General features: G+C 53.4%; 1 pseudogene. It reads right to left on the reverse strand.

The annotated features are described in order from the left end of the window. A pseudogene (locus ACODTD_RS28790) lies at positions 1-852 on the reverse strand (IS3 family transposase); the annotation flags it as partial.

The following is an 852-nucleotide window of genomic DNA, read 5'->3' on the forward strand; positions in this document are numbered from 1 at the left end:
GTGCAAGCTTTCATGGACATGGTGCCCCACGATTTTTCGGGAGTACGCATCGGTGATCAAACTCAGATAAGCCACACCCGTTTGCGTCGGTAGGTAGGTGATGTCCGCAACCCATACTTGCTCTGGCGCCTTGGCAACTACCTGAATCGGTCCATCTTTGAGCAGGTTTGGATGCCGGCGAAAGCGATGATGGCTATCTGTCGTTTTGTGATAGGCCCGTCTGCGGGGAACCAGCTCGCGCCGATCTCGCAAGATATCGAATAACCGGTCTCGACCGACCTTTACGGACACCTCTGGCTCAGTGTGCATCAGATTGTGAAGTTTTCGGGTGCCAAGGCGCGGTTGCCTAAGTCGTTTCTCCCTCACGAATCCCATCACTTCCTGGGCATGACGGGCCCGGGCATCACACGCGCGGTTGCGCTTGTAATAAGCCTGACGGGAAATCCCCATGAACTGGCAAGCCCGACTAATGCTCAGGTCTTGGATCTGCCCTTGGGAGAGGACTTGCCGGATCGCTTTTTTACGACAGAAACACCGAAGTCGTTCTTTAAAACATCAACGACAGCTTCGAAAAACTGAGCTTTCTGGTTGGCTTGGGCCAGCTTTTCTTCGAGCTCTTTGATTCGCTGTTCGGGTGTCAGTGGTTTATCGGGCTCATCCATGGAACGGGGTCTCTTGGAGCGAATGGACGCGCCTTGACTCCAGTCCTGCCGACCATGCCTGCGTAACCAGTTCAGTACGGTCGATTTACCCTGAATGCCATAACGCTCTTGAGCCTCTTTATAACTCAACTCGCCTTTTTCGACCTGATCGACGACCGACAATTTAAAGGTCCGCGTGTAATCACGCTGA

The organism is Pseudomonas sp. FG35 (genome assembly GCF_057809295.1).